Here is a 22,625-nt window from a genome sequence, read left to right as displayed (position 1 = left end):
CACCTTCCTCCAGCCCAACACGTTAATTGTGTATTCATATACGTCTATGATAATTATTGGGTTTTGAAACATGTTGTCATAAAACTGCCTCTTATCTGTCACCTTCGCTTCATCATTTCGTCTTATAACAAGACTAGATTCATCTGCTTTGCAGAGCTCTGACCACTACTGCAATAAACTATGAAAAAAACACACAATTAAGCGCACAACACACTAACGAGATATCCGCTAAGGGACAGACAAATGTTTTCAAAAACCCTATTAGCCACCGCTATTTTTAGCGCATTGGCCGCTCCAACATTTGCTAACACAGATACACCAGCAGATGAGAAAGACTACATTGAAGAAATTACCGTTACTGCACAAATGCGTGAGCAATCGATAATGGATGTTCCGGTAACCATGGATGTTATTTCAGGCGACTTCTTAGAGCGCACTAACATTATGGAACTTGATGAGCTTTCTCGCGTTTTGCCAAACGTTCAAATTCAAGAACAAGCGGTAAGTCTGCCTTCGTTTAATATTCGTGGCGTGACAGACGACGGCTCGTCTGTTTCAGCTACCCCACGTATCTCTGTATATCAAGATGGCTTCGACATTAGTAAGAAAACCGTATCAAGTGTAGCGCTTTACGACATTGCCCGCGTTGAAGTATTAAAAGGCCCGCAGCCCACCTTATTTGGTGTTGCAGCAGCAAACGGTGCAATCAGTATTCACTCTCACTTACCTACCAATGAAAAAGAAGCAAGGGTTCAGCTAGGTTACGACACTGAGTCAGGCAAAGAAGCCGAGTTCATGTTCAATACGCCTCTTAATGATAATCATAGCGTGCGTATTGCCGGCTTATATCGTCAGATGGACGGTATTGTAGAAAACAATGCCTGCTCTGAAGACAGCTACTATGGCAACGCCGACATGATTGATCATTTAGGCAATACCGTGCCCTGTAACAGCGAAGACTTACAAGGCATTTCCGTGCAAGCACTGCGTGGTACATGGAAAGCCAGCTACGACAACTTCGAAGTAATAGCCCGTGCTTCAATGGAATATAACGACCAACCAGGTATTGCGTTTAAATCAGGTTCCATTGCTCCTAATGGCGGCGACACTAGCCCGTTTACGGCTGCTGAATTCAGTATGGGTAGCGAACTTGGGATTGAGCGTACACTGCAGGCCTACGATATTTCACTAGATTACGATATCAGCAACAGCCTAATGTTCCACGGTGATGCGTATTACAAAGATGTAGAAGTGAGTGAAGGGTTTGATGCCGATGGATCAGCCCTCAGAATTCAAGATGCTTACTTTGACAATGATGCAACGCTAAGCGGTGGCTCTATGCGTTTAGTATACGATTCAGGTGATAAACTGGTCGCCTTTGTGGGCGCATCAGTAAGCCAAGATGATTCAATATTGCCTTATTATGTGATGGTAGACCCGTTTGTTCGTGGTACGTTCGACGCAGTAAAAGAGCAGTTAGAAGCCTCTTCAAATATTCCATTAAATCAAAATATTGCTACAGACGCATCGCTTGAAGAAATTGAAGCGCTGCGAGCCATGCTGGTGTCTTCATTGTTCAATGCCGATGGCACGCCAATTTCAAGTGCAGACTTCCCCTCTACTATAATTCAAGGCCCGTACATCTTTGAAGCTGAGTTAGACATTACTTCTTATGTGGCAGAAGTTTCTTACTTTGTGACTGATAAAGTGAATGTGACCGCCGGCGTGCGCTACATTGATGAAACTCGCTATACCAAAAATACCTACACGTTAGATTCAGGTACCTTTGCGTTTGAAGCAGAGGGTGACTTTGACGATACGCTACCTCGTTTTGCCGTTAGCTACGACATGAACGATAGTTGGAATTTTTACGCCAACTACGCGCGCGGCCGTCGCTCACCTGTGGTTAATGCTGATTTCTCTGGTGTATCGACAACCAAAGCGGAAATTGTCGATAGCTATGATTTGGGCGTTAAATACCAAAGTAACAATTTCACCTTCTCAGGCGCGATTTTTACGTATGAATATAGCGATTATCAACAGTCTTATACTGATCCTGAAACACTGCAATCTATTACCGTAACCGTTGGCGATTCAACTATGTCGGGTATTGAAGGCATGGGAACCTACCATTACAGCGATACCTTATCGATTACCGGTAGCATTGGTTTCTTAGACGCAGAATTTGCTGATGAAACGGCCGATGGTAGCCCATTTCAATATGCTGGCAATAAATTCCGCTTAGCCCCAGAAGTGAGCGGTGCGATAAACATCAACAAGGAATTTGAAGTTCAGAATTGGTTAGTAAATGTGAATTGGTTAACCAGCTTCCAGTCTGAAGTATTCTTTGAAAGCAGTAACTACCCGGGTTTATCGCAAGATACTCATTCGTTAACAGATATCTCTGTACAGTTCTCACAAGAAGCGAGCAGCTTTGCGTATGAAGTGTATTTAGAAAATGCCTTCGATAAAGAGTATGTGATTGATGCAGGGAATACTGGTGGTGGTTTAGGTATTCCTACTTATGTTCGTGGTATGCCGCGCATTGCAGGCGTTCGCTTCTATTACAGCTACTAATATCTTTTAGTGCTAAAAAAATCCCGTTTCGTTTTTGAGCGATAACGGGATTTTTTGTTTTAATGCTAGGCGCTGACTCTCTATCAGTTCTTTATGCGCCGTTAACGACAAACTCGTGGCTGGTCACTGTGCTGGCCGATGTGGATTTAATCGTATCGACATAGCGCCACGTGGCAACTGCCTGCTTTTCAGTAAATGAGACGGTTAAATAGCCCCGCTGATGTAAGTTGCAGTATTCTAAATCGTCGATAAGAACAGAAAGATCCTCAGCCATGACTTTTGCAGTGGCAGCATCCATTTTTAAATAGTGTTCCATACCAGGTGAAGACACGCTGGATGTAGCAAGTTCTGTTGCCACCGCTGTGCCATCTTGCAAGGTTAGCGTGTTATGCCACGCATTGTGGGTGTCACCCGCCAGCGCGATCACGGGTTTATTTAGTTGTTGTATTGCGGTCAGCAATTGTTCCCGTTCAACAGGGTAGCCATCCCATGCATCAAGATTGTAGGGCATAGCAGCGGCTAGCAATTGTTCTTCTTCTGCCGAGATTTTTTCTCCCGCCAGCTTTCTGCGTTTGCTATTGGCAAGCACGTGTACATGCGCAGGAATTTGCTCGAAAGGCAGACCATTGAAGATAGATGCAGGAAACATCATGCGGCCAACTAAAAGCTGCTGCCCTAACACTTGCCATTTCGCTTTGCTATCGTTCATGGCCGTATTAAGCCATGTTCGTTGAGCATGCCCCAGTAAACCTCGTTCTGGCGCACTAATCGCTTTGGTGAAACCGGCTAAATCAAAAGCCTTGGAATTAGTAGCATCTGGGTCGCGAAAGTCGCTATAGGCTAATTGCTTATCTCGCGCTAGTACACGTGTATCTAGCATGTATAGGTCGACTAAATTGCCGAACGTAAACTGGCGATATATTTCTAATCTGCTTTCACCGAAGGTAGGTCGAATGGGTAGCCATTCATAATAAGCTTGCACCGCCGCGGCTCTACGGGCGTAAAAATCCCCTTCATCCTCTTGATGGTTTTCAGCACCATCTATGTAGGTGTCGTTAGTGATTTCATGATCGTCCCACACCACAATAAAGGGCTTAGCTTGGTGTAAATCTAATAAGCCTTGGTCGGTGCGATAAAGCGCATAGCGTTTTCGGTAATCTTCTAAGGTATAAAGCTCAGTGTCGTTATCGTCAGCAAAAGTGCGGCCTAATTCTTTGGCATGCTCGGTGGCATAGCCTTCACCGTCGTATTCGTAAATGTAGTCGCCTAAGTGCAGTACAAAATCGATATCTTGTTGCGTTGCGGCATCAGCATAAGGCGTAAAAAAGCCTGCAGGGTAATTTGAGCAAGAAAACACCCCAAACGTGACCTGGCTTACGTTCTCTTTTGGCAAGGTTAATGTTGTACCAACTTGGCTTACGTTGTTTGCACTTTTAAAGCGATAATAATAGCGGGTGGCAGGGGCTAAACCGGTAACATCGATTTTAACCGTAAAGTCTCGGGATTGCTTAGCCTCGGCAATGTCACTGGCAACAAGGGTATTAAAATCTTTTGAGGTGGATACTTCCCACAAAATATAAGCACTTGGGGTACTTGTTTCGGGCAAAGCACGGGTCCAAAGAATTACGCTATTATGAAGTGGATCTCCGCTGGCAACACCATGAGTAAAGCTAGCATTATCTTGCGGTTTTTTGGTGGAAACACAGCCAGCTAAACCTGTTGTAATGGCAACACTGGCACCAGCGATTGAACCTAATTTAATAAAAGAACGTCTGTCCATAAAGCATGTCCGTAAGAGATATTTTTTTAGTGATTGAGAACTAAAGATATATCGAAAATGTATGACAGTGGCATGGCAGTTTTATAACGTAATGTTTTGTGTAGATTGCTGTTATACTGTGCGTAAATCGAACGCTTTAAAATTGCTATGCGTAGAACATGGGCAATAGTGTTTGAAAAATGAATAAACTAACGAGGCGACAGAACAACTCTATGAGTGATGATCCGCATTATCAGCGCGAGAAAGAAAAGTACGAAAACCCGGTAGCAAGCCGGGAGTTTTTGATGAGTCTATTGAAAGAAGAAGACAAACCACTGTCTTTTCTTGAAATATGTACGGCAGTAAATGCCGAAGAAGAAGATGCCCGCATTGGCATTCAGCGCCGCCTTCGCGCCATGGAGCGAGAGGGGCAAGTGCAGTTCACCCGTCAAAAGAAGTACATTCTTCAAGATCAAGATGAGTTGTTCCGCGGTAAAGTCATTGGCCACCGAGATGGCTTCGGCTTTTTACGCCCCGAAGATAAAAGCGGTGACCTGTTCATTAGCGCAGGCCAAATGAAACTGTTTTTGCATGACGATATTGTAGAAGCGCGAGTAAGCGGTACTGACCGCCGTGGCCGCAAAGAAGCCTTTATTACACAGGTGGTAGAGCCTCGTTCAGAGCCGATTGTTGGCCGCTACTTTGTAGAGCAAGGGTTTGGCATGGTTGTGCCAGACGACAGTCGTTTGCAGTATGAAATTGTTATTCCGCCTGAACATGTACATGGCGCCCGCATGGGGCAAATTGTGGTGGTTGAGCTAACGCAGCGTCCTCGCCGTAAAATGAGCCCAGTGGGTAAAATTGTCGAAGTACTAGGTGAACATATGGCACCTGGTATGGAAATAGAAATGGCGCTTCGCACCTTTGATATTCCGCATCAGTGGCCAAAAGGCGTTACCAAGCAAGTTAAAAGCCTTACCGAACAAGTGCCCGATGAAGCAAAAGAAGGGCGAATCGATTTACGTCAGCTTCCCCTTGTTACCATTGATGGTGAAGATGCGCGGGATTTTGATGATGCCGTATATTGTGAACCGCTAGACGATGGTGGCTGGCAGCTTTGGGTAGCCATTGCCGATGTCAGTTACTACGTACGAAATGGCACAGCACTAGATGATGAAGCTCAGCAGCGAGGCAACTCGGTGTATTTCCCCGAGCAAGTTATTCCTATGCTACCGGAAGTGCTTTCCAACGGATTGTGTTCACTGAACCCTGAAGTTGATCGCTTGTGTATGGTGTGCGAGATGACCATTACTGCGCAAGGTAAGTTAGAGACCTACCAATTCTATGAAGCCGTGATGAATTCACATGCTCGCCTAACTTACACCAAAGTATGGCAAATATTGCAAGGCGACAAAGACTTGCATCAACGTTATGAAGCACAAGTGCCGCATTTGCGTCATCTTCACGATTTGTATCGTTCGTTGAAAAAAGCCCGTCAGCACCGCGGTGCTATTGAGTTTGAAACCCAAGAAAGTAAGTTTGTATTTAACGCACAGCGTAAAATTGAAAACATCGTGCCGCTTATCCGTAATGATGCTCACAAGCTTATTGAAGAGTGCATGATTTTAGCGAACGTCAGTGCTGCACTTACACTATCGGAAAATGAAGCACCTACGCTTTATCGAGTACACGACAAACCAGACGCCGATAGGCTGACGGCCTTCACCAGCTACTTAGCTGAAATAGGTGTACCGCATAAGATTACCGATGAAGCCTTACCGGCAGATTTCACCGACGTGGTATTAAAAACCCGTGGTCGCCCTGACGAAGAGCTTATTCAAACCATGCTGCTTCGCTCAATGAAGCAGGCTATTTATGATGGTGACAACCTAGGTCACTTTGGCTTAGCCCTTGAAGCTTATGCGCACTTTACGTCGCCTATTCGTCGATACCCTGATTTGGTAGTTCACCGTGCACTGAAAGGGATTATTGCCAAGCAAAAGGGCAAAAATACGGTTTCAGGTGCAAAGAATTACACCGTTGAAGAAATTGAACAGCTAGGCGAACAGTGCTCGATGACTGAGCGTCGTGCCGACGATGCTACCCGTGATGTTGCAGACTGGCTTAAGTGTGAATTCATGCTTGACCATGTAGGTGACACTTTTGAAGGCGTAGTCAGTTCAGTGACAAACTTTGGCTTGTTTGTTCGCTTAACCGAATATCACATTGACGGCCTAGTACACATTACCTCGCTCGATGACGATTTCTATCACTACGATCAAGTTAAACAAATACTGGCGGGTGAGTCGGGACATCGTCAATTTAGATTAGGCGATACCGTAGAAGTGAAAGTGGCTGCGGTTAACCTAGATGAAAGAAAGATTGATTTATTGCTGGATAAGTCTATGCTGCGCGGCCCCGGCGGCAAGAAGGTTAAAGTAGCCAGTGCGAAGAAGCCGCCTAGAAATGCCAAGCGAGGCCCTAAAAAAGCTGCGCCCAAAGGCAAGGGGGCACCATCGCGTTCGAAGAAAGGGGGTAAACGTTAATGGCTCAGCAAGAATGGTTATATGGTTTACATGCAATGCAGTCGGTTCTAGAGCAAGAACCAGAGCGTGTAATGGAAGTAATGGTATTGAAAGGCCGTAATGATGAGCGTTTGACTAACATTGTTAATCAAGCACGTCGATTCGGTATATCAGTACAGTTTTGTCAGCGCAAAGCACTAGATGATAAAGTTAACGGTGAACAGCACCAAGGCGTAGTAGCCAGAGCGAAACCCGCTCGTGTTATGGATGAAGCTGACCTAGATAGAATTTTAGATAAAGAAAGTAAGCCTTTATTGTTAGTACTTGACGGTATAACCGACCCGCATAACCTAGGCGCTTGTTTGCGTACAGCTGATGGTGCTGGTGTGCATGCGGTTGTTGTACCTAAAGATAAATCGGCAAGCCTTAATGGCACTGTGCGCAAAGTAGCGTGCGGCGCAGCGGAAGTGATTCCACTTATTCAAGTGACTAACTTGGCGCGTACATTAAAGCATCTGCAAGACAAAGGTTTATGGATTGTGGGCACGGCGGGCGAAACCGACAAAACCCTTTACGATATAAAACTAGATGGCCCAACCGCATTAGTAATGGGCGCTGAAGGTAAAGGCATGCGCAGGTTAACTAAAGAAACCTGCGATGAGTTAGTGAAGCTACCTATGGCAGGTAGTGTAAGTAGCCTTAATGTATCGGTAGCCACTGGTGTTTGCTTGTACGAGATAGTGCGACAACGTGGCTAACTAGCTTTTATTTAGTTGTTATGCAGTTAGTTGCTATACAATTATTAGCTACAGACTTATTCGCAAAACACTGAAGCCGTTAACGTATTCGTTAGCGGCTTTTTCGTTTCTAAAAAACGCTAAGCAGAGAGTAAATTTAATCAATTAATATTTAAGCGTTTTTAATTTCTCAATTAATATTTTCTTACAAATTGAAGCTTTACAGTCAAACTACACGCCACGCCTGCATTTGCCAAAACTCCAACACTACTTAAGCACAATCCCATTTACAACTTACGTATATATTTTGAACGCGAGGAACATTTATTAATACTTAACTCGTTGATTCTATGCTTAATAGTTAAACGGTGCGCATTTGATGATTTACTGAATGCCACAAGAAAAGGCATGTGGGCCGTTTGCGAGTTTAAGCATGGAGTGCTGTCGCAAGAAGTAGCGTTTGCCCTGAATGTCTATTAATAACAACGAAGTTTCAAAAACGCTGTAAAGCGTTGAAACACGACAAGACAGATAACAGGAAATAAAAGTGAATATGAAACACACAAGTATATCAGCCATCGCCCTTGCAGTATCTGTAGGTTTGGTAAGTCATGCTGCAACGGCAGCAATAACGAAAAATACGACAGCGACAAACACAACCAATGCACCAGTCAAAGTTGAAGAGAAAAAAGCGTCGCTTCAATCTTTACTCGGTAAGCGACTTGTTCTGAAGGACGAGTCTGCACAAGAAAAACAGCGCTATATTATTAAATTCAAAGAAACATTAACTACAGATGTTATTAGCAATGCCAGTAGCAGTAAGTCTGACTCGTCAGAGCTAGTCCAAGCTACTAAATCTCGCGTAAAGCGACCATTTGAAGTGCAATCTGCCCGCAGTGAAATACAGAAGGTAGGAGGAGATGTTCGTAAAGAGCTTGGAAAACATCGCATGATGGCGGCGTCTTTAAGCCGAAGTGCTCTTAATAAATTGCGTAACAATGAAAATGTAGAAAGTATTGAAGTAGATGTGAAACGTACACCTATGGCGCAAACGACCCCTTACGGTTACACCATGGTACAAGCCAATCAGCTTTCGCAAGCAGATACTACCGCTCGACGTGTATGTGTTATCGACACAGGATATAACCTAGGGCATCCGGATTTACCTGGCACCAATGATGGTGTTACCGGTCAGGCGAATAATAGTGCCGTGGGGAATTGGTATAACGATGGCAACGGCCATGGTACCCATGTAGCTGGAACTATTGCCGCCTATGACAATAGTGAAGGGGTTGTTGGTGTTTACCCAGGCGTGAATCTGCATATTGTTAAAATATTCAATGACAATGGCGATTGGACCTATGCCTCTGATCTTATTGATGCTATTTCGCAATGTCAAAGTGCCGGAGCCAATGTGGTAAACATGAGCTTAGGTGGCGGCAGCGCTTCTACAACAGAACAAAACGCAATGCAAAGCTTCACTGACGATGGCTTGTTACTAGTTGCTGCGGCAGGTAACGCCGGTACTAGCGCGAAGTCATATCCTGCTTCCTACGACGCAGTAATGTCGGTTGCCGCTGTGGATTCAAATGAAAATAGAGCAAGCTACAGTCAGTACAACGACCAAGTTGAAATAGCTGCACCTGGTAGTGCGGTATATTCAACATATCCTACAGACACGTATGCGTCTTTAAGCGGAACGTCGATGGCTACGCCACATGTTGCGGGTGGCGCGGCCTTAGTGTGGAGTTACTTCCCTCAATGTTCAAACACCCAGATACGTAATGCCCTAACATCAGCGGCTGAAGATAAAGGAGCAAGTGGACGCGATAACTTGTACGGTTTTGGTCTTATGCAACTTGAGGATGCCTACAGTTACCTCAATACTAATGGATGCGACGGAAGTGGCGGTTCAGATCCAGGCACCGACCCAACCGTTGAGCCTGTCTCTGGTCAGTTGACTGGGTTATCTGCATCACAAAGTAATTGGAATCGCTATACATGGACCATTCCTGAAGGCGTGACTACCATGACAGTGCAAACATCTGGCGGCAGCGGTGATGCAGATTTGTACATGAAGTTTGGTTCTCAGCCAGAAACCAATGACTTTGACTGCCGTCCTTACGAGAATGGTAACAATGAAGTGTGTACGTTCCAAGCACCTGCTGCGGGCACGTGGCATATCGGAATTCGTGCTTACACGACTTACAGTGGCGTAACGTTATCGTATTCGTATGAATAGATAGTTAGCCCACAAATATAATGCTCGCCCCTATTACCTGATGAGCAGGAATAGGGGCTTTTTTGTATAGAAAGATAAAATACTTTTGTAGTGAATTGTCAGCTTTGTAAAGGCAGCGTAAAGGTGTGAACTATAACAAGCTTTGTAGTGCCATACGGCAGTATAGTTCACGCCTTTCTGGGCAGTGTAACTCCCTTCAAACAATCACGAATTTAGTAAGGACGTTCAGTATATGCAATTTCAATTTCCGGCTTGGTTACGAAACGTAGCTATCGGTCTGGTGGCAATATCAGGGTTAGCTGCTTGTGGCGGCTCTGACAGCAGCTCCGATTACTCGTATGCTTATATACAATTCTATAATGCTTCACCAAACGGTGCGAATGTAGAAATGCGAGAAGTCGATGGAGATAGCTTTGGCTCTGCGCAATTCGGTGATACTACCGCGATGTACTCAATGGACAACGGCGAAATTGAACTCGAGTTCATTCGTACCGACTCCGATGACCAAGAAGTGCTTATCGATACTTACACCGTTAATCTAAAAAATGGTGACAAGCGTCTTATCGTAATGAGTGGCGATTTTGCATCACCTATTATTAGCGATTACAGCTATACACGTGAAACGCTAGAAGACCATTTCAGGTTATTCGCATTGTCGGTAACTATTGATGAAGGTTCTTACGACTTCTATTTAGCTGAATCAGGCGACCCATTTGAAGCTGCAAACTTTTTAGGCACAGTAACTGCGTCTGAAATGATTGAGTTTGATTACTGGGATCCAGATGACGACAGCGACTACTTTGACGAAGATGAGTATACAATCTACCTTACAGAGCCTGGAAGCACAGAGGTGATTTTTGAATCGCAAACTATAGACTTTGCATACGAAACTGAATACCTACTAACCATGCGTGATGTAAGTGGTGCAATCCAATCTGGCTTAGTTGTAGATACTATTTTGAATTCATCATCAGTTACAGCGTTAACTGACGTTGAAGCAGACTCTCAGTACCGTATTTATAACTCGACCAATATTACCACGGCACTTGATGTGACCTTTGGTGGTAATACAGATGAAGAAGATGTTGCTTTTTCTTTGGATGCGGGTGAGTTATCTGAATTCACTGAAATTGGATATGGTGATTACCGCGTAACTGTAACCGATACATCTGGTGAAGCTACTACGCTTAGCAATAAGCTTATCACCTTAAACCAAGGTGAAAGTAAAGCCATTCTAATCTACGAAAAAGCGGGCGCTCTTGGCGCAGTGACATTTGTAGAAAGTGGGCTGCCTCAAGCGTACGATAAAACAGTGAACTTCATTAACTTGGTTGAAGACTTTGATGATGTGGATTTCTATCTTGTGCGTAACGATGAAACTATCGATACCGCAGAATACGATCTTCAAAACCTTGAATTTGGCGAGACAGATAGTGAAGTATTACCGTCTGATTACTACGAAATCATTGCCGTTTACGAAGATGATAACGAAGAACAAATTCTGTTAGATCGCACCGCTTTGTTCGGATTTACCGAAGAAGAAAACTATATTGTCACGGTAGAACCAGCAGATACTGCTACTGGTTATGAAATTAACATTTTGTATTAAACACTTACGTTGAAACTATACTAATTGTTAATGCTGGAAAGCTTTATATACCGGCAGTTTGAGTTACCTTTAAAAAGACTATTACTTTCCTGTAATGGTCTTTTTTGCCTTTATGGCTATTAAAGGGAGGGCTTAAATCCTCATGAGTATAATTAAAGATCTTCACCAAATTACCACCGATGGCGCGTTGTCCTTCAGTGAAAAGATAGATCGATTGTTAGAAATTGGCACCAAAGTACTAGGCCTTGAAACGGGAATTGTCAGTTATGTCCATAATGAGAATTATACCGTCGTACAGGTGGTTTCACCGCTAAATGAAATTGAAGTTGGTGCTGAATTTCCGTTATCCGATACTTATTGTGCCGATACTCTTCACGCTAAGGGCATTGTCGCCTACAACAACGTGGATGTAATGCCTGGGAACTCGCACCCTTGCTACGCCCGATACACGCTGAAGAGCTATCTCGCTACACCTATTTACGTTAATGCATCGCTATATGGCACCTTAAATTTTTCTTCCACTAGCTCGAAATACGAAGACTTCTCTGCGTTAGATTATGATTATTTGTTGCTGTTAGCCGATTGGATAGGTGCTGAAGTGGCGCGTGAACAAGCGATGAATGAGATCATTTCTCAGAAAAATGCTTTAGAAGAACAAAACGCACTGTTAAACCAGATTACTGAATTGGCCGGCGTCGGCACGTGGGAGCTCGATTTAGAGATGAACTCGCTAAAGTGGTCTGCATCTTTAAAGCGCATGCTACAGATAAACGAAAAGCAAGAGATCACCCCATCCCGTGCACTTCAGTTTATGGCTAATAAGAAAGTGCGAAATGTATACGAATCTAAATTGGAAGAAATTACCACAACCGGTAATGATTGGGCTTATGAGTTCGAGGTAATTACCGATGGGGGAGAAAAACGGTGGTTAGAAAGTCGTGCACACCCCATTATGAAAAATGGAACTTGCCAAAAAATCATCGGTGCAACACGGGATATAACCGAGAGATTCAACACGACCCAATCATTGAAACAAAAAACCGCTATTGCAGAGCAAGCCCTAAAAGCGCGTAGTGAGTTTCTTGCGAACATGAGCCATGAAATACGAACTCCCATTCATGGTGTACAAGGCATGCTCGAAACCCTTTGCAGTACATCGCTTAACGAAAAGCAGAAAGAGTATACCCATGTTGCTATGCGCAGCTCAGAATCGTTGCTCAACATAGTGAATGATATTTTAGATTTCTCAAAAATCGATTCAGGGCATATGACCTATGATGTTGAGCCGGTAAATTTGAAAGAGTTGATTGAGCAACAAGTGCCAATGTTTAGACGTTTGGCCGATAAAAAGGGAATTGAATTTATCACCGAAACGGCGGCCGTTTCAGATACGTTGTTCCTTGCTGATTCGTTAAGGCTAAGCCAGATTCTAATGAACCTTATCAATAACGCGGTGAAGTTCACCGAAGAAGGTTCCATTAAAATTAGTACGCGATGTACAAAATATGGTGCGGGTCGCTATAGGGTTAAGTTAATAATAACGGATACAGGTATTGGGATTAGTGAAGAGCAGCAAAAAGTTATCTTTTCACCATTTCTTCAGGCCGAGGAGTCTACTCAGCGCCGATTTGGGGGCACTGGTTTGGGCTTGGCCATAGTGAGTAATATTGTTGAGCATTATGATGGTAATGTAGAGGTATCAAGCGCGGTTGGAGAAGGCGCGCGATTTATTGTTACCATGACATTAGATTGTGCAAATGCCGGAACTTTGAAAGAAAAAATTATCGCGGATAACAACACTGCGCCACTTTGCAAAAGAGTGTTGTCTGAATCACGGGTGTTGGTGGTTGAAGATAACGAAATAAATCAGATAGTCATTAAAGAGCAACTAAAAGAAATTGGCGTGTCGGTAGAATTAGCCAACAATGGTGCTTTAGGCCTAGCAAAGGTGAAAAGTGCTATTGCAAGGAAAAAGCCATACGATCTCATCTTCATGGATTGCCACATGCCGGTGATGGATGGGTTAACGGCCACAAAAGAAATTAGGGCGCTAGGCGAAAAAATACCTATCATTGCACTCACTGCAAACGCGCTGAGTGGAGAAAAGGAAAAGTGTTTACGAGCAGGAATGGATGACTTTATATCAAAACCTGTAGGCGTTTCGCGGTTAGGTGACTGTATTAACTATCACTTGTCTTATAAACAGGAGAGGTTTAAAGATCCTGCTTGATAACCAACATTTGGTTATCAGCCCCGGCTATGCTGGGGCTTTTTTATTGTTGTGTTATGCATGTACATTAAATCACAAGACAAATGGTAAAATCTTGCGTATGATTGACATCAGTTTCTGGCACTATTCATGTCATGTGTCATGCGACCCCCCGCATTTCAGAAGCGATTTACTTAATTTCCCCATCGATTAAAAATAATCCAATTTAACGCTATCTCTATCCCAAAATTTCTGTTATAGTTTCGCGCCCTTTTTATGGGGGTATGTATATAAATTCAACAATGTTTGTTGGGTTTAGCAGCAATAACGACTCGGCAGAGTCTCATAATAGAGCGGAGCACTAACATGATCCAAATGCAAACTAACCTGGACGTTGCAGACAACAGCGGCGCTCGCAGGGTTCAGTGTATTAAGGTTCTTGGTGGCTCGCATCGCCGTTATGCAGGTATCGGTGACATCATCAAAGTTACTGTGAAGGAAGCAATTCCTCGCGGTAAAGTTAAAAAAGGTGACGTACTGAATGCAGTGGTGGTGCGTACTAGAAAAGGCGTTCGTCGTGCAGATGGTTCATCCATTCGTTTTGACGGCAACGCAGCTGTTTTGCTTAACGCAAACAAGCAACCAATTGGTACGCGTATCTTTGGACCGGTAACCCGTGAGTTGAGAAGTGAAAACTTCATGAAAATCATCTCATTGGCCCCAGAGGTACTATAAGGAGTCACGATAATGGCTAATAAAATTCGTCGTGATGATGAAGTAGTCGTATTAGCGGGTAAAGACAAAGGCAAACAAGGCAAAGTCCTTAAAGTGCTTATTGCTGATAACCGTGTAATTATAGAAGGTGTTAATCTTATCAAGAAGCACACTAAGCCAAACCCACAATTGGGTGTAGCTGGTGGGATTGTTGAGAAAGAAGCTTCTATTCACGTTTCTAATGTTGCGATTGTTAACCCGGCAACGGGCAAAGCAGATCGCGTTGGTTTCCGTTTCGAAGATGAGAAGAAAGTTCGTTTCTTCAAATCTAACGGCGAACTTGTTTAATTATATTGGAGAGTACGATGGCGAAACTGCATGATTTCTATAAAGAAACAGTAGTAGCTGAACTTGCTAAGCAGTTCGGGTACAAAAGCGTCATGCAAGTCCCTCGGATTGAAAAAATCACTCTAAACATGGGTTTAGGTGAAGCAATTGCTGACAAGAAGGTGCTTGAGAATGCTCAAGCTGACATGGCGGCTATCGCCGGTCAGAAGCCGATTGTTACAGTTGCTAGAAGATCAGTAGCGGGCTTTAAAATCCGTGAAGGTTATCCGATTGGCTGTAAAGTAACCTTACGCGGCGAGCGTATGTGGGAATTCCTTGAGCGTTTGATTTCAATCGCTATCCCACGAGTTCGCGACTTCCGTGGTTTGAACCCTAAGTCATTCGACGGTCGTGGTAACTACAGCATGGGCGTGCGTGAGCAAATCATTTTCCCTGAAATCGATTTCGATAAAGTGGATAAAGTTCGTGGTATGGATATTACTATCACTACCAGTGCGGACTCAAATGAAGAAGCACGTGCTCTGCTGGACGCGTTCAACTTCCCATTTAAAAAGTAGGGTGTAGGGTTATGGCAAAAGAATCAATGAAGGCCCGTGAAGTAAAGCGCGCTAAGCTAGTAGCTAAGTACGCAGAAAAACGTGCCGCACTTAAAGCGACTATCAGCGATGTTAACGTATCTGAAGAAGAGCGTTGGGACGCTGTTCTTAAGCTACAACAACTGCCACGTGACTCAAGTTCTTCACGTCAGCGTAACCGCTGCCGCGTAACTGGTCGTCCACATGGTTACCTTCGCAAATTCGGTCTTAGCCGTATCAAACTGCGTGAAGCAGCGATGCGCGGCGAAGTCCCTGGCCTTAAAAAAGCCAGCTGGTAAGGAGTAGCTGATAATGAGCATGCAAGATCCTATCGCGGATATGTTTACCCGCATCCGTAACGGCCAAATGGCAGAGAAAGTTTCTGTAGTTATGCCTTCTTCTAAACTTCGCGTAGCAATTTGTGAAGTATTAAAGTCTGAAGGTTATATTACTGACTTCGCTGCATCTGGTGACGTTAAGCCTGTTTTAGAAGTTACGCTTAAGTACTTCGAAGGCAAGCAAGTAATTGACACTATTGAGCGTGTAAGCCGCCCAGGTCTGCGCATCTATAAGAAAAAAGATGAGCTTCCTAAAGTAATGGGTGGATTGGGTGTCGCGATCGTGTCGACTTCTAAAGGTGTGATGACTGACCGTGCAGCGCGTAACGCTGGCATGGGCGGTGAGATCATCGGTTATGTAGCATAACGGAGGAGTTGAAATGTCACGAGTAGCAAAAGCCCCAGTAGACTTGGTTTCAGGTGTAGATATTTCTATCGCTGGCCAAGAAATTACCGCAAAAGGTAGTAAAGGCACTTTGACCCGCGTTTTTAACGACGCTGTAGAAGTTGTACAAGAAGAAAACCAACTGAAAGCACTTCCTCGTGAAGGTTTCGCTGACAGCTGGGCGCAAGCAGGTACTGCTCGCTCTCTTCTTAACGCAATGGTTCAAGGTGTTTCACAAGGTTTTGAGAAAAAGCTTCAGTTAAATGGTGTTGGTTACCGTGCGCAAGCACAAGGTAGCAAACTAAACCTGACGCTTGGTTTCTCTCACCCAGTAGTATACGAGATGCCTGAAGGCATTACCGTTGAAACGCCTACGCAAACTGAAATCGTCGTGAAAGGCGCCGATAAGCAGGTTGTAGGACAGGTTGCGGCGAACATTCGCGCTTACCGTCCACCAGAGCCTTATAAAGGTAAAGGTGTACGTTACGCTGACGAACATGTACGTCGTAAAGAAGCTAAGAAAAAGTAGGTGGGTGATACGATGGATAAGAAAACAGCTCGCATTCGTCGCGCTACACGCGCACGAGCAAAAATTCGTGAACTGGCCGCGCATCGCTTGGTAATTAACCGTACACCTCGCCACATCTATGCTCAGTTAATCGCTCCTAGCGGTTCTGAAGTATTAGCAGCGGCTTCTACTGTAGATAAAGAACTTGCAAAAGATCTTAAGTCAACAGGTAACGCTGAAGCAGCGGCGATAGTCGGTAAAGCAATTGCAGAACGCGCTAAAGAGAAAGGCATTGAAAAAGTGGCTTTCGATCGTAGTGGTTTTAAATACCACGGTCGCGTTAAGGCATTAGCTGATGCAGCTCGCGAAGCTGGCCTTCAGTTCTAGGAGTTTATAATGGCTAAACAAGAAGTTCAGAACGGTGAACTATTAGAGAAATTGATTGCTGTAAACCGCGTATCTAAAGTGGTTAAAGGTGGTCGTATCTTTAGTTTCACTGCATTGACAGTAGTGGGTGACGGTAATGGTCGCGTAGGTTTCGGTTACGGTAAAGCACGTGAAGTGCCTGCTGCAATCCAGAAAGCTATGGAAAAGGCACGTCGCAACATGGTTGACGTTGACCTTAATGGCCACACGTTACAGCACCCAATTAAAGGTCGTCACTCTGGCTCTAAAGTCTACATGCAGCCTGCATCAGAAGGTACCGGTATTATTGCCGGCGGTGCAATGCGTGCAGTACTTGAAGTAGCTGGTGTACAGAACGTACTTTCAAAATGTTACGGTTCTACGAACCCAATCAACGTTGTTCGTGCAACAATCAACGCGCTGACAGAGATGAATTCTCCAGCGAAAGTTGCTGCGAAGCGTGGATTGTCTGTATCAGAAATTTTGGGGTAATCAGACATGGCAACGATTAAAGTAAAGCAAACTAAAAGTGCGATTGGCCGTTTGCCAAAGCACAGAGCTACGCTTAAAGGTTTAGGCCTTCGTAAAATCAACCATGTTCGTGAACTGGAAGATACGCCAAGTGTACGCGGCATGATTCACCGTGTTAATTACATGGTCGAAATAGTCGAGGAGTAAGTTATGCGTTTAAATACTATTGCTCCTGCTCCAGGAGCTAAACATTCTGGTAAGCGTACTGGTCGTGGTATCGGTTCAGGTCTAGGTAAAACAGGTGGCGCAGGTCACAAAGGTCAAAAAAGCCGTTCAGGTGGCCGTGTTAAACCAGGATTTGAAGGTGGTCAGATGCCACTTCAGCGTCGTCTTCCTAAATTCGGTTTCACTTCACGCAAGAGCTTCGTTACTGATGAAGTAACGCTTGCAGAAATCGCAAAGGTTGATGGTGATACAGCATCTCTAGAAACTTTAAAAGCAGCTGGTCTTGTGAAAAAAGAGATTCAGTTCGTTAAAGTTATCAAGAGCGGTGAAGTATCTCGCGCTGTTACAGTAAGCGGTTTAAAGGTTACTAAAGGCGCTAAAGAAGCGATTGAAGCTGCTGGCGGTAAAGTAGAGGAATAAGCTAGATGGCTAAACCAGGATTGGATTCAGGCGCGAAAAGCGGCTTGAGTGAGCTTAAAGCAAGATTGTTGTTCGTACTCGGTGCGATTGTTGTATTCAGATTAGGTTCATACGTTCCTATTCCGGGCATCGATCCAGCTGTACTTGCTGACTTGTTCGAGCAACAGAAAGGTACCATTGTAGAAATGTTTAACATGTTCTCCGGTGGTGCGCTTGAGCGTGCATCCGTTCTGGCTTTGGGCATCATGCCATACATTACTGCATCAATTATTATGCAGTTGCTCTCGGTGGTTCATCCTCCGATGATAGAGCTTAAAAAAGAAGGCGAAGCAGGTCGTCGTAAAATTAGCCAGTACACACGTTATTTAACGTTGGTGTTGGCTATCTTCCAATCAATTGGAATATCGACGGGTCTGCCCAACCTAATTAATGGACTGGTATTGAACCCTGGCTTCGGATTCTACTTTACGGCAGTAGTGAGCTTGGTCACAGGAACTATGTTCCTAATGTGGTTAGGTGAGCAAATTACTGAACGAGGTATCGGTAACGGTATTTCTATATTGATATTTGCTGGTATTGTTGCCGGTCTACCAACAGCGATAGGTCAGACGGCAGAACAAGCAAGACAAGGTGACATTAACTTGTTGTTCTTGTTGTTGATGGCTGTGATTGTTATTGCGCTTACATACCTTGTGGTATTTGTAGAGCGCGGACAGCGCAGAATTGTGGTAAACTATGCAAAGCGTCAGCAAGGCCGTCAGGTTTTTGCCGCGCAAAGCACGCATTTACCACTGAAAGTCAACATGGCTGGTGTTATTCCACCCATCTTTGCTTCCAGCATCATTTTGTTTCCGGGTACTATCGCAGGATGGTTCGGACAGAATGAATCTACAGCGTGGTTGCAGGACGTAGCACTTATGCTATCTCCAGGTCAGCCTCTGTATGTGATGTTATATGCAACAGCGATAATCTTCTTCTGCTTCTTCTACACGGCGTTGGTTTTCAACCCGCGTGAAACAGCGGATAACTTGAAGAAGTCTGGTGCGTTTGTACCAGGTATTCGTCCTGGTGAACAAACATCGCGTTATATCGATAAGGTAATGACTCGTCTGACTCTGGCAGGCGCACTGTACATAACCTTTATTTGTTTGGTGCCTGAATTCATGCTGATTGCCTGGAATGTGCCGTTCTACTTCGGTGGTACGTCGCTTCTAATTATCGTGGTGGTTATCATGGACTTTATGGCACAGGTGCAGACGCATTTGATGAGTAGTCAATATGAGTCTGTTCTGAAGAAAGCTAATCTTAAAGGCTACGGCCGTTAAGTTAGCCCCTTAATATATAAGATAGGGGAGTGATGTAATGAAAGTTCGTGCATCAGTTAAAAAGATTTGCCGTAACTGTAAAGTTATCAAACGCAACGGTGTTGTGCGCGTAATTTGTACAGAGCCGAAGCATAAGCAAAGGCAAGGTTAATCTACGCGGTACTGAATACTCGCAAAGCCAATAAGCAGGGCCTGACTTATACTTATCAGGTTCTGCTGGTTTTGTTTAAAGTATTTAGAACCTAAATATTTGCAATTTAGTTGACGGGTAAGTATCCTATCGGGCTTTTTAGGTCGTCAACAATAAATTAGAGGAGTGCTGTTAATGGCCCGTATCGCTGGCATTAACATTCCTGAGCACAAGCATGCTGTAATCGCTATCCAAGCGATCTATGGCGTTGGTCCTACACGTGCTAAAAGCATTTGTGTAGGTGCTGGTGTTGCAGAAGATACAAAGATCAAAGAGCTAGACGAAGCGACTATTGATAAGCTTCGTGACGAAGTGGCTAAATTTACCGTTGAAGGTGATTTACGCCGTGAAGTCTCTATGAGCATCAAACGTTTGATGGACCTGGGTTGCTTCCGTGGTATTCGCCACCGTCGTAGCTTGCCTCTACGTGGTCAGCGCACTAAAACTAATGCGCGTACCCGTAAAGGTCCTCGTAAGCCAATTAAGAAGTAAACGGGGAATAAGTTATGGCTAAAGCACCAGCTCGTAGTACGCGTAAGCGCGCTAAACGTCAGGTTGCAGACGGTATGGCTCATATCCATGCGTCTTTCAACAACACAATTGTGACTATTACAGACCGTCAAGGCAATGCATTAGCATGGGCGACATCTGGTGGTTCAGGTTTCCGTGGTTCACGTAAATCTACCCCATTTGCTGCACAGGTTGCTGCAGAGCGTGCAGGTGTTGCTGCACAAGAATACGGTCTTAAAAACCTAGAAGTGTTTGTAAAAGGTCCAGGTCCAGGCCGTGAGTCTGCGATCCGTGCTCTTAACGCTACTGGTTATAAGATCACAAATATTACCGATGTGACACCAATTCCTCACAACGGTTGTCGTCCACCGAAAAAACGTCGCGTTTAATCGACGGACAGTTGGAGAAAGATCATGGCAAGATATTTGGGTCCAAAACTCAAACTTAGCCGTCGCGAAGGAACTGATTTGTTCCTTAAAAGCGGCGTTCGCGCAATCGATTCTAAATGTAAAATCGATACAGCGCCTGGTCAGCATGGAGCCCGTCGTGGCCGTTTGTCTGACTACGGTGTTCAGCTGCGTGAAAAACAAAAAGTTCGTCGTATGTATGGCGTTCTTGAAAAGCAATTCCGCAACTACTATAAAGAAGCTGCACGTCTAAAAGGGAACACAGGTGAAAACTTGTTACAACTTTTAGAAAAGCGTCTTGATAACGTAGTTTACCGTATGGGATTTGCTAGCACACGTGCTGAAGCGCGTCAGCTAGTTAGCCACAAGGCGATCATGGTAAATGGTCAAGTTGTGAACATTCCATCATTCAACGTTTCTGCCGAAGACGTGGTTTCTGTTCGTGAAAAAGCTAAGAAGCAAGCTCGTATCGTAGCTGCTTTGGAACTGGCTGACCAACGCGAGAAGCCAACTTGGATTGAAGTAGACAGCACAAAAATGGAAGGTACTTTTAAGCGCCTACCAGAAAGAACTGATTTGTCTGCGGAAATTAACGAACAGTTGATCGTTGAACTTTACTCTAAGTAAAGCTAACTAAAGAGGAAGCATTGTGGGTTCTGTGACTGAATTCCTTAAACCGAGACTAGTTGAGATCGAAAACGTTTCTCCTACTCGTGCCAAAGTAACTTTGGAACCACTAGAGCGCGGCTTTGGCCACACTCTAGGTAACGCCCTACGTCGTATCTTGTTGTCATCCATGCCAGGATGCGCAGTTACTGAAGTAGAAATTGATGGCGTTCTTCACGAGTACAGCACCAAAGAAGGTGTGCAAGAAGACGTAATTGAAATCTTGCTAAATCTTAAAGGTTTAGCGGTTCGCCTTGAAGGTAAAACTGAGGCAACCCTAACTCTAGTGAAATCTGGCGCTGGCCCTGTTGTTGCTGGTGACATTCAGCATGATGGCGACGTAGAAATTGTTAACCCTGACCACTTAGTTTGTACTTTAACTGGCGAAGCTGAAATCAGCATGCGTATTAAAGTAGAAATGGGTCGCGGTTATGTACCAGCTTCTACCCGTCGCTCCTCTGAAGAAGATGATCGTCCAATTGGTCGTTTGTTAGTTGATGCTTCATACAGCCCAGTAGAGCGTATAGCTTACAGTGTAGAGTCTGCCCGTGTTGAACAACGCACAGACCTAGACAAATTGATTATCGATATGGAAACGAACGGCACTTTAGATCCTGAAGAAGCGATCCGCCGTTCTGCGACTATCCTAGCTGAACAGCTTGATGCATTCGTAGATTTACGTGATGTGTCTGAGCCAGAAGCGAAAGAAGAGAAACCGGAATTTGATCCGATTCTACTTCGCCCAGTTGATGACCTAGAGCTAACTGTACGTTCTGCTAACTGTTTAAAAGCAGAAGCTATCCAGTACATTGGTGACCTGGTTCAGCGTACTGAGGTTGAGCTACTTAAAACGCCTAACCTTGGTAAAAAATCGCTAACTGAAATCAAAGATGTTCTAGCATCTCGTGGACTTTCTCTAGGTATGCGCCTAGAAAACTGGCCGCCTGAGAGCATCGCTGAAAAAGATTAATCAGGTTTTTAATAAACTGATTTGTAGAGAAGGATAAAACTATGCGCCATCGTAAGAGTGGTCGTCAGTTGAATCGCAACAGCAGCCATCGTCAAGCTATGTTCAAGAACATGGCCGGCTCTTTGGTCAAGCACGAAGTGATCAAAACGACGTTACCAAAAGCGAAAGAATTACGTCGCGTTATTGAGCCTCTTATCACTATGGCTAAGCAAGACAGCGTTGCAAACCGCCGTTTAGCTTTCGCCCGTACTGGTGATAAAGAAGTTGTTGGTAAACTATTCAACGAGCTTGGTCCTCGTTACGAAGCTCGCCCAGGCGGATACACTCGCATTCTTAAATGCGGACTCCGTGCTGGCGACAATGCCCCTATGGCATACGTTGAACTAGTAGACCGTCCAGTTGTTGAAGCTGAAGAAGAAGCAGTAGAAGCAACTGAAGAGTAATAAATACTCTTAATTCTGAGTTATCAGAATTATTAAAAAACCCGGCTTAGGCCGGGTTTTTTGTTTT

The 22,625-nt window shown here is 44.4% G+C and carries 24 protein-coding genes; 23 read left to right on the top strand and 1 reads right to left on the bottom strand.

Features of this window, described 5'->3' with window-relative positions; all coding sequences use genetic code 11:
• Nucleotides 1–243 precede the first annotated feature (243 nt).
• The gene (locus tag AV939_RS17655) at nucleotides 244–2,577 is read left to right on the top strand and encodes a TonB-dependent receptor (protein WP_061997950.1); all 2,334 of its coding nucleotides are present in this window, start codon (nucleotides 244–246) and stop codon (nucleotides 2,575–2,577) included.
• A 91-nt stretch (nucleotides 2,578–2,668) separates the two neighbouring features.
• Here AV939_RS17655 and AV939_RS17650 read toward each other — a convergent pair whose 3' ends face one another.
• Nucleotides 2,669–4,357 (bottom strand): alkaline phosphatase D family protein, encoded by a 1,689-nt coding sequence (locus tag AV939_RS17650; protein WP_061997949.1) that lies wholly within the window; start codon nucleotides 4,355–4,357, stop codon nucleotides 2,669–2,671.
• Between the two features lie 212 nt (nucleotides 4,358–4,569).
• Between AV939_RS17650 and rnr the strand changes: the two genes are divergently transcribed.
• From rnr to rplQ, 22 genes are all read left to right on the top strand, one after another.
• Nucleotides 4,570–6,882, top strand: coding sequence for a ribonuclease R (gene rnr, locus AV939_RS17645; RefSeq protein ID WP_057795816.1), 2,313 nt, complete (start codon nucleotides 4,570–4,572; stop codon nucleotides 6,880–6,882).
• Nucleotides 6,882–7,619 carry a 23S rRNA (guanosine(2251)-2'-O)-methyltransferase RlmB gene (gene rlmB, locus AV939_RS17640; protein ID WP_013786232.1) on the top strand — a complete coding sequence of 246 codons (738 nt, stop codon included), beginning with the start codon at nucleotides 6,882–6,884 and terminating at the stop codon, nucleotides 7,617–7,619. The genes rnr and rlmB overlap by 1 nt, the downstream gene beginning before the upstream one ends.
• A gap of 532 nt (nucleotides 7,620–8,151) precedes the next feature.
• Nucleotides 8,152–9,840 carry a S8 family serine peptidase gene (locus AV939_RS17635; protein WP_061997948.1) on the top strand — a complete coding sequence of 563 codons (1,689 nt, stop codon included), beginning with the start codon at nucleotides 8,152–8,154 and terminating at the stop codon, nucleotides 9,838–9,840.
• A 232-nt stretch (nucleotides 9,841–10,072) separates the two neighbouring features.
• Nucleotides 10,073–11,449, top strand: a complete 1,377-nt coding sequence (locus AV939_RS17630) for a DUF4397 domain-containing protein (protein ID WP_057795820.1) — start codon at nucleotides 10,073–10,075, stop codon at nucleotides 11,447–11,449.
• A 142-nt stretch (nucleotides 11,450–11,591) separates the two neighbouring features.
• Entirely contained in the window at nucleotides 11,592–13,679 is a 2,088-nt protein-coding gene (locus tag AV939_RS17625; RefSeq protein WP_057795822.1) for a GAF domain-containing hybrid sensor histidine kinase/response regulator, read from the top strand.
• Between the two features lie 345 nt (nucleotides 13,680–14,024).
• Entirely contained in the window at nucleotides 14,025–14,393 is a 369-nt protein-coding gene (gene rplN, locus AV939_RS17620) for a 50S ribosomal protein L14 (RefSeq protein ID WP_013786228.1), read from the top strand.
• A gap of 12 nt (nucleotides 14,394–14,405) precedes the next feature.
• Nucleotides 14,406–14,720 carry a 50S ribosomal protein L24 gene (gene rplX / locus AV939_RS17615; protein ID WP_013786227.1) on the top strand — a complete coding sequence of 105 codons (315 nt, stop codon included), beginning with the start codon at nucleotides 14,406–14,408 and terminating at the stop codon, nucleotides 14,718–14,720.
• 17 nt (nucleotides 14,721–14,737) lie between these two features.
• Entirely contained in the window at nucleotides 14,738–15,277 is a 540-nt protein-coding gene (rplE, locus tag AV939_RS17610; RefSeq protein ID WP_013786226.1) for a 50S ribosomal protein L5, read from the top strand.
• Between the two features lie 11 nt (nucleotides 15,278–15,288).
• Nucleotides 15,289–15,594: a 30S ribosomal protein S14 gene (rpsN, locus tag AV939_RS17605; RefSeq protein WP_013786225.1), complete on the top strand. Its 306-nt coding sequence runs from the start codon at nucleotides 15,289–15,291 to the stop codon at nucleotides 15,592–15,594.
• Nucleotides 15,595–15,607: 13 nt separating this feature from the next.
• On the top strand, nucleotides 15,608–16,000 hold the full coding sequence (gene rpsH / locus AV939_RS17600; protein WP_013786224.1) for a 30S ribosomal protein S8: 393 nt from the start codon (nucleotides 15,608–15,610) through the stop codon (nucleotides 15,998–16,000).
• 13 nt (nucleotides 16,001–16,013) lie between these two features.
• Nucleotides 16,014–16,547 carry a 50S ribosomal protein L6 gene (gene rplF / locus AV939_RS17595; RefSeq protein ID WP_057795824.1) on the top strand — a complete coding sequence of 178 codons (534 nt, stop codon included), beginning with the start codon at nucleotides 16,014–16,016 and terminating at the stop codon, nucleotides 16,545–16,547.
• A 12-nt stretch (nucleotides 16,548–16,559) separates the two neighbouring features.
• Nucleotides 16,560–16,913, top strand: coding sequence for a 50S ribosomal protein L18 (gene rplR, locus AV939_RS17590; RefSeq protein ID WP_041453128.1), 354 nt, complete (start codon nucleotides 16,560–16,562; stop codon nucleotides 16,911–16,913).
• A 9-nt stretch (nucleotides 16,914–16,922) separates the two neighbouring features.
• The gene (rpsE, locus tag AV939_RS17585) at nucleotides 16,923–17,423 is read left to right on the top strand and encodes a 30S ribosomal protein S5 (RefSeq protein WP_013786221.1); all 501 of its coding nucleotides are present in this window, start codon (nucleotides 16,923–16,925) and stop codon (nucleotides 17,421–17,423) included.
• A 6-nt stretch (nucleotides 17,424–17,429) separates the two neighbouring features.
• Nucleotides 17,430–17,609 (top strand): 50S ribosomal protein L30, encoded by a 180-nt coding sequence (gene rpmD, locus AV939_RS17580; protein WP_013786220.1) that lies wholly within the window; start codon nucleotides 17,430–17,432, stop codon nucleotides 17,607–17,609.
• Nucleotides 17,610–17,612: 3 nt separating this feature from the next.
• Entirely contained in the window at nucleotides 17,613–18,047 is a 435-nt protein-coding gene (gene rplO / locus AV939_RS17575) for a 50S ribosomal protein L15 (RefSeq protein ID WP_013786219.1), read from the top strand.
• Nucleotides 18,048–18,052: 5 nt separating this feature from the next.
• Nucleotides 18,053–19,372, top strand: a complete 1,320-nt coding sequence (gene secY, locus AV939_RS17570) for a preprotein translocase subunit SecY (RefSeq protein WP_013786218.1) — start codon at nucleotides 18,053–18,055, stop codon at nucleotides 19,370–19,372.
• Nucleotides 19,373–19,409: 37 nt separating this feature from the next.
• The gene (gene rpmJ / locus AV939_RS20090; protein WP_013786217.1) at nucleotides 19,410–19,523 is read left to right on the top strand and encodes a 50S ribosomal protein L36; all 114 of its coding nucleotides are present in this window, start codon (nucleotides 19,410–19,412) and stop codon (nucleotides 19,521–19,523) included.
• 174 nt (nucleotides 19,524–19,697) lie between these two features.
• On the top strand, nucleotides 19,698–20,054 hold the full coding sequence (gene rpsM / locus AV939_RS17565) for a 30S ribosomal protein S13 (RefSeq protein ID WP_013786216.1): 357 nt from the start codon (nucleotides 19,698–19,700) through the stop codon (nucleotides 20,052–20,054).
• 14 nt (nucleotides 20,055–20,068) lie between these two features.
• Nucleotides 20,069–20,461, top strand: coding sequence for a 30S ribosomal protein S11 (rpsK, locus tag AV939_RS17560; RefSeq protein WP_013786215.1), 393 nt, complete (start codon nucleotides 20,069–20,071; stop codon nucleotides 20,459–20,461).
• A 24-nt stretch (nucleotides 20,462–20,485) separates the two neighbouring features.
• Nucleotides 20,486–21,106 (top strand): 30S ribosomal protein S4, encoded by a 621-nt coding sequence (gene rpsD, locus AV939_RS17555; RefSeq protein ID WP_013786214.1) that lies wholly within the window; start codon nucleotides 20,486–20,488, stop codon nucleotides 21,104–21,106.
• Between the two features lie 19 nt (nucleotides 21,107–21,125).
• Nucleotides 21,126–22,115: a DNA-directed RNA polymerase subunit alpha gene (locus tag AV939_RS17550; protein WP_041452624.1), complete on the top strand. Its 990-nt coding sequence runs from the start codon at nucleotides 21,126–21,128 to the stop codon at nucleotides 22,113–22,115.
• A gap of 41 nt (nucleotides 22,116–22,156) precedes the next feature.
• Nucleotides 22,157–22,558 carry a 50S ribosomal protein L17 gene (gene rplQ, locus AV939_RS17545; RefSeq protein ID WP_013786212.1) on the top strand — a complete coding sequence of 134 codons (402 nt, stop codon included), beginning with the start codon at nucleotides 22,157–22,159 and terminating at the stop codon, nucleotides 22,556–22,558.
• The last annotated feature ends 67 nt before the right edge of the window (nucleotides 22,559–22,625 follow it).

The organism is Alteromonas sp. Mac1, assembly GCF_001562125.1.
GTDB lineage: Bacteria > Pseudomonadota > Gammaproteobacteria > Enterobacterales > Alteromonadaceae > Alteromonas > Alteromonas stellipolaris.
This window is presented reverse-complemented; position numbering and strand designations above follow the sequence as displayed.